General features: G+C 61.4%; 7 protein-coding genes. 4 read left to right on the forward strand and 3 right to left on the reverse strand.

The genetic code is table 11. From position 1 onward, the window contains the following. Nucleotides 1–39 precede the first annotated feature (39 nt). A complete protein-coding gene (locus B7R22_RS09885; RefSeq protein WP_116411564.1) occupies nt 40–1191 on the reverse strand; it encodes a tyrosine-type recombinase/integrase in 1152 nt (383 codons plus the stop codon). Nucleotide 1192: 1 nt separating this feature from the next. Next, on the reverse strand, nt 1193–1750 hold the full coding sequence (locus tag B7R22_RS09890) for a helix-turn-helix domain-containing protein (protein ID WP_116411565.1): 558 nt from the start codon (nt 1748–1750) through the stop codon (nt 1193–1195). 292 nt (nt 1751–2042) lie between these two features. On the opposite strand from B7R22_RS09890, the gene B7R22_RS09895 reads away from it, so the two are divergent. The 4 genes from B7R22_RS09895 to B7R22_RS09910 all read left to right on the forward strand — a co-directional run bounded on the left by B7R22_RS09895 (nt 2043) and on the right by B7R22_RS09910 (nt 5292). Then, on the forward strand, nt 2043–2657 hold the full coding sequence (locus B7R22_RS09895; RefSeq protein ID WP_147305346.1) for a hypothetical protein: 615 nt from the start codon (nt 2043–2045) through the stop codon (nt 2655–2657). A 258-nt stretch (nt 2658–2915) separates the two neighbouring features. Continuing rightward, a complete protein-coding gene (locus B7R22_RS09900; RefSeq protein WP_147305347.1) occupies nt 2916–3689 on the forward strand; it encodes a hypothetical protein in 774 nt (257 codons plus the stop codon). 56 nt (nt 3690–3745) lie between these two features. Next, on the forward strand, nt 3746–5059 hold the full coding sequence (locus tag B7R22_RS09905; protein WP_116411568.1) for a phage major capsid protein: 1314 nt from the start codon (nt 3746–3748) through the stop codon (nt 5057–5059). 32 nt (nt 5060–5091) lie between these two features. After that, nucleotides 5092–5292, forward strand: coding sequence for a hypothetical protein (locus tag B7R22_RS09910; protein WP_116411569.1), 201 nt, complete (start codon nt 5092–5094; stop codon nt 5290–5292). Nucleotides 5293–5447: 155 nt separating this feature from the next. On the opposite strand, the gene B7R22_RS09915 is transcribed toward B7R22_RS09910, so the two are convergent. Continuing rightward, nucleotides 5448–6032, reverse strand: coding sequence for a hypothetical protein (locus tag B7R22_RS09915; RefSeq protein ID WP_116411570.1), 585 nt, complete (start codon nt 6030–6032; stop codon nt 5448–5450). Nucleotides 6033–6572: the final 540 nt, after the last annotated feature.

The raw sequence follows: 6572 nt of genomic DNA on the forward strand, positions 1-6572 counted from the left end.
CCGCATAAACACTGGGATCGAAGGGCCTCGGCCCTCTCTCTACACTGAGGACAATTCGCCGCGTGGCAACACTTTGGCAACACTTGATCTTAGAATGGCCGCATCCAACGCCTCTGAAACGGTGTCGAGGTCGGAATCGAAAAGGTCTGAGTAGACATCGAGTGTCACCGCTGCCGAGGCGTGACCGAGCATCCTCTGAACGGCCTTCACGTTCGCCCCCGCACTGATCGCCAAACTCGCGGCCGTATGGCGCAGCTCGTGCGGTGTCAGTCCGTGCTCTCCGATGGTTTCTGAGGCCGCGGTAAGCCAGCCTCGGCGGAACACGCGGCCGCGTAGCCAACCCCCAGTGCGAGGGCTGGGAAAGGCGGGGCCGTCGATGTCGAGACCGTCGACGTGCACCCGCAGTTCGGCCAGGATCGAGGCCGGAACGGGAATCGATCGGGCCTCATAGTCTTTCGGTTTCGAGTCGTGCTGCACGCCCTCGACCTCAACGACGGTGTGCTGCACTTCCAGCCGGCCGCGCGCGAAGTCGATGTCCTTGACGCGAAGCCCCGAAAGCTCCCCCCAGCGAAGCCCGCAATAGGCCAGGACTCGCACGAGCAGACCGTATCCATTGCGGGCGCCGTTGAATTGACCGCGGCCGATGACATCGACGGCCGCGGCGAGGTCGCGCACCTGCTCGTGCGTCAAGTAACGCTTTGCGTTCGCATCGACCTTTGGCAGGTTCAGGCCGTGCGCGGGGTTCGCAGGCAACCTCCCGTCTTTCACCGCGAGCTGCAGGCTGCCCGATAGCACGTTGACGATCTTGCGGACGCTCGACGGCGACTGGGTGGCCGACAGTCCACCGGCCCACTCCTGGATTGTCTTGTGGTTCAGGTTCCCAATCGTGTACCCACCGAGACGCGGTTTGATGTGCCTTTCGACAATCCCCTCGGCCCGTTCGCGGGAGGTCATCCGCAGGTCTGACCGACCGGCCAGCCAATCGTCAAGCCACTGCCCCAGCGTCACCCGCGTCTTTCCGGGGTCGATATAGGCACCTTTGCTTTTATCGACCTCCACCCCAGCGAGGAACAGCTCGGCCGACTTTTTCGTCGTGAAGCCTCGCTTCTGAGTCTGCTTGTGATCCGGCTTCCGGTACAGAACGCGGTACCTCTTGCCAGCCGCGATGACATACGGCTCGATGCTGCCCATCCTATTTCCCCAGCGAGTCGCGGCCCATGTTTTCCATCAGCGCTATCCACTGCCGGTCCTTCTGGAGATCCCGCAGCGTGTCCCAAATTCGGGTTGCTCCCTCCCATCCGATGAGCGGGCCGTACATGGCATAGAACTCGTCAGGGTTGCCGAGCGCTTCACCATATTTTTCAGTGACGCGCTCGACGATTAGCGCAAGTGCCGCTTGCGAGCCATAGACCTCATCTGACGCGTCTATAAGGGTCGAGACTTTATCGGCGAATGTCTGCGCAGCGAGGTGGACGGCCCGCTCATCGTTGGCCTGCTCCGTAGGAGCCAGTAGCTCGGCGAGAGGCCGCTGCACGATGTCTGCAAGGTCGACGGCCTCACCAAGCGGAATCTTCCGCTGACCCGACTCCACTTTGTAGACCGTGGCCTGGTGATATCGATGTCCGCGTGCGGTCATTTGCGATGCGATGTCCGTCTGTAGCAATCCGCTATCTTCGCGAGCCCTCTTCACATTCCTGCCGAATGCCCTGTCGACGGGGCTGAACTTCGGCTCATCTGCGTTTTCATCCATAGAGGAACCCTAATCCAAAACGTGTTCTTGTGACTCGCTTGTTTTGGTGTATGCTGAAATCGTGTTCAAGCAAACAACAAACGAGATTTCAAGGGAGATCAATGGGAAAGCTACTTACGCCTGACGAGCTGGCAGAAAAGGTGCACATGAGCACTTCGCTCCTAGCGCAGCGAAGATTTCTGGGCCTGCCGCCTGTTTTCCTCAAGCCCAGCCGAAAAACAGTTTTGTACCGAGAGGAAGACATCGACGCGTGGCTCAGTGACTCGGTGCAGACCATCACGAGCACTGCCGCGTGAGTGACGAGACAAACGAAAGAGGCCCGGCGCATCAACGCCGGGCCAAACAATCCATCAGGGGGAATCAGGACATGACCGAAACGCTACAGCACGGCACAATCGTTTGGGAAGCGCCCGACGAGTTCGGGTGCGTGTTCGCTACGCCGGTCGAGGTCACGCAGGACGGCGGGGAGTACCGCAACGTGTGGGGCATCCGTGCCGAGGTGTGGTTCGACAAGGGCGCGTACACGCCAAAGGTTTTCGTGGAGGACCGTAACAGCGGTTTCGACATGACTCCCGCGACCGCTCTCGCCGTCGCGGCGTTGATTCAAGAGGCCGCGTTCGCTGCCGAGATCAAAGCTTCCGAGATGCGCTCCGCCGCAGACCGAGCGAAAGCCCTGGCGACGAAGAAGGCGTGGCAGGACTATTCTGCGTTCTCGGTCACGCAGGTTGCCGCGGCGATGCGTGCTGCATCTCGGTCACCGCATTGGGTCGCTCAGCGTGCAGAAATTTCGCCCCGCATCTTCGAGCGGAAGATGCGAGGGCGCGCCGACTTCACGGTCGGCGAGATAGCGAGTATCGCCCGCGCTCTCGGCATCTCCCCCGCCTTGCTGATCGGCCAGGCCCTCTGATGCCACAGCCCGTCGAGCCGCGCCCCACCCGCGAGCAGTGCCTCGCTGCAGCCGGCCGCGAGTTCGCTATCTACCTTGCTCGCGTAAACGCCGAGCGAGACGCCGCGGACCTCGATGACAGCAACGCGGTTGACCGGGACGCTCTGTGAGCCCCGCCAGCGGCCTCGCGACGGTCAAGGCGGGTGGGAGTGCCAGAGAACTAGTGTTCGGTTCTTGGTGCCCGGTTTCTGTCTCAATCAGCGGACATACGTTCGGACGGTGGACGCGATGATTCTTAGACCGCAATTCTCGTTCGAGAAAAATTTTGCCCAGATTCCGAACCTTTGGCTGCGCGATTCGCGACTCTCGTACAGGTCCAGAGGTGTGCTCGTCTACATGATGAGCCACCAGGCAGGGTGGAACATCTCGCTAAAGAAGCTCGTGGAAGAGGGCAGCGAGGGCCGGGAAGCGATTCAGAAGGCGCTCGCCGAGCTCCGCGCAGCCGGGTACATGAAAACCGTTCCGGCGCAGGAGGAGGGCACCGGCAAACTCATCGGGCAGGCTCACGAGCTCACTGATCCCGCGGATTCCACCGTGCTACTGGAAAACCGTAGGACGGTAAAACCGTATGACGGGGAATCAGACCCCAAGAACACTATCTATAAAGAACACCAGATTAAAAGCGATCGCGATTCTGATTTCTTCGGGGCCGACAGCCCTGCGGGGGACGCTGCTGAGGCTGCCGCAGCACTGCCGAGCACCGCCTCGGTGATCAAGTGCTTGGCACGCTACCCGGTCGACGTGGCTTCGCTCGACATCGCAGCCGCGATCGCCGATGTCATGGGTCGTACAACACTGCAGGTCGCAAGCCCCGCAGCGTACGTCGCGAAAGCGATTCGCACCGATCCCAGCAGGTGGCTGCTGCGCGCCGCACCCGCGCAGGCCGAGACCTGCGAGCAGGGCAAGCACCGGTACATCGGGCAGTGGTCCGAGTGCTGCGTGCGCTGCGACGAGATGCGCCCCGGCTGGGAACTCGACCGGGACGCCGCTTGACCACCCACAAACCAGCACCAATCCACAACACGCACAACCCAACGGAAAGAGACAAAATGTCAGCCATTCAGAAGAACATTGCACGACTCCTCGAAGAACGCGCCGCGGCATGGGAGAAGGTCGGCAAGCCGCTTGCCGATATCGCAGCAACCCGCGAGCTCACCCCCGCCGAAAAGTCCTCATGGGAGGGTGTGGAGGCGGACAACCGTGCATTCGAGCAGCGCCTCGAAACGCTGAGAGGACACCTCAGCCAGGAGGCGCAGATCGCGGAATTCTCCCGCAGCCTGCACCAGTCCGAGCCGTTCGGCGCAAGCAGCGCCGGGCAGTGGCTCAACCGCGACACAGGGGTGCGCGCGGCGCTCGAACCCAAACAAGCGTTCATCACCCACCCGAACGCCCGCGCCGAGAAGGGCGACGACATCGCGCAGGCCATGTTCTCGGGCATCGGCCAGATGGTCCGCGCACTCACCACGACGGGCGGGTCAGCGATCGTCCCCGCTTCGTGGAGCGCAACCCTCATCGACCTGGCACGCAGCAAGGCTGCAATCACGCAGGCCGGAGCGACCATCATTCCGATGGACACGCAAACCGTCAACATTGGTCGGGCAACGGGAGATGCTTCGGCCGCGTTCCGGGCTGAGGGTGGATCCATCGCGACCAGCGACCCGACGTTCGACAACGTAACCCTGACCGCAAAGACCATGAGTGCTCTCGTAAAGGGCTCGCTCGAGTTTTTCCAGGACGCTGACAACGCCGACGAGGTTGTCTCGAACGCGATCGCCCGAGCTATCGCGGGCAAGCTCGACCAGGTCGCGCTTTACGGCGGAATCACGGCTGGCGCAGGGGCGATCAGTCTGCCGACACCGCCGAACCCCCGGGGCATCCTTGCCGCACTCAATGCGCAGCGGCCGGCAAACGTGCTCGGGACTGCGGCAGCGAACGGCACCGTGCAGACGGTCGGCCGCTACTACGACGAGCTGATCGATCTGCTCTACACAGTGCGAGACAGCAACGAGACCCCCACTGGTCTCGTGTGGAACAGCAAAGTCTCGCGCATGTACAGCAAGGCCTATGACACAACAGGCCAGCCTCTCAACATCCCGAGCGCGGTCTCGGACGTACCCCGGTTCGAGTCCAATAACCTGCCGTCGTACACCCTCGGGACCATGGCCAGCCGGGCGAACGATGTGTTCGCGGGCGACTTCTCGCAGCTCATCATTGGGCAGCGCCTCGGCGTCACACTGCAGCTTCTCACCGAGCGGTACGCAGATACCGGCGAAATTGGCATCGTGGCGCACTGGCGCGGCGACGTTCAGCCTGCACGACCGAGCGCATTTGCCGTGTACCGCGGGCTGCAGGGCGCGCTGTGAGAGCGAGTACGCAGAATGCTGATGAGATCACCATGGCGGGACTCGACTTCAAGGAGGCGAAGGATCTCGCCCGAACACAGAGCGTCCGCGGTGAGAGCGCCACAAAGCGGCAACGGATCGTCCAGGACTACCTGACAGCGGTTCACCCGGACACCGGCCTCGACGTGGTGTTCGTGCCAGGCGAGGCAGCACCCGACTGGGCATTCGAACCCGTCGGGCAACACGCGGCCTAACAGACTGGCGTCAACCGCACCGCGGCCGGCCTGATGTCCGAGTGCAGCGGAACGGATGGTAAGCGAGCGAGTCATTGCGCGATGACCTAACCAGCGCCTAACCAAGCGGCCCTCAATCTCTCCGGAGGCTGGGGGCCGTTTCGGTTCCTTGACACTCAAACTTCGGTTGTCGGACCGGAAGAGGAAACGAGCCACTGGCCCTCGTTGATTCGCATCAAATCTGCCGCGAGCAGATAGGTCCAAACGACGCTCATCTCGGCCTCGGCAGCCGAGACTGCGGTGTGAACGCCTTTGCTTGCGAGGTTGTCGAGTGCCGTCAGCCGACTGCCCAAATCCGAGAGAGTGGCCTTAAGTACAGCGGCGCTTGTGCTTTTTCCAAGCCTCATCCGCACGAACTCGGTCAACCTGTTTCGATAGTGTTCGTCATCCATCACTCGCGCTACGCCGTCGACTACGACTGCCTCACCAGTGGCCGGGTAGAACGCATCAGCTAAGGCCTTGATCATGCGACGACACGAGCCGAGCGCCTGCGACATCTGTTCGGGGGTACCCCCGACAATCCTGTCTTGAGCTGCAACAAAGACGGCGAGAGCGTCGGGCGCCTCGGCTGCTAGCTGAGCGTTCACGTACGCCTGAGCACGCTCGAAGATAGACGACTGCTGCTGTCCTCGGTCTAGCTCGCGTTCGGTATTGACGAGGAAGTTATGAAGAGATCCTCGCACCGCCTCGATCACCGTCATTGATTGGAGCAGAAGCGGAGTCAGGTGTGTTCGGGCCGCGGTTGCGTCACGCATTGCGCGAGCGGTGTCTGCGGGGGATAGGTTCGCTGCAGGTTTGCTCTCGTCGTGTACCCGCCTAATTTCGGCTGCGTGTGCCTCAAGAATAGCGATCGACCTCACCGCAATGAGGGGCGCACCCCCCGCGGGGTTCGCAATGGAGCGATCTGCTGTCCATCGGTGATAGGCGTCGTTAATGATGTCGTTTCCTTCGCTTACTCCGAACAGACCCCGAAGCCTTTCGCCTCTCGACAGGTATTCTCGGGAAGTTGCCGCATTCTCATCCCCCGGCTCCATGGTCGTGAGCTCAAAATGTAACCAAAGCTCGTTCGCATAATCGTTTCGAATAGTTGCGATTCGAATGCATTGCCGCGCAATGTTGACGCCGACCGAATGTGATGCCGTTTCTGCCGATTGAAAACAGGGCCACCTAGCCACTATGGAAGGTGATCAATTTGGATGACTGGGCAAAGATTCGGCATTTGCATTCGATGGGTTTGCACT

Origin of the sequence: Subtercola boreus (genome assembly GCF_003399635.1) — a bacterium.
GTDB lineage: Bacteria > Actinomycetota > Actinomycetes > Actinomycetales > Microbacteriaceae > Subtercola > Subtercola boreus_B.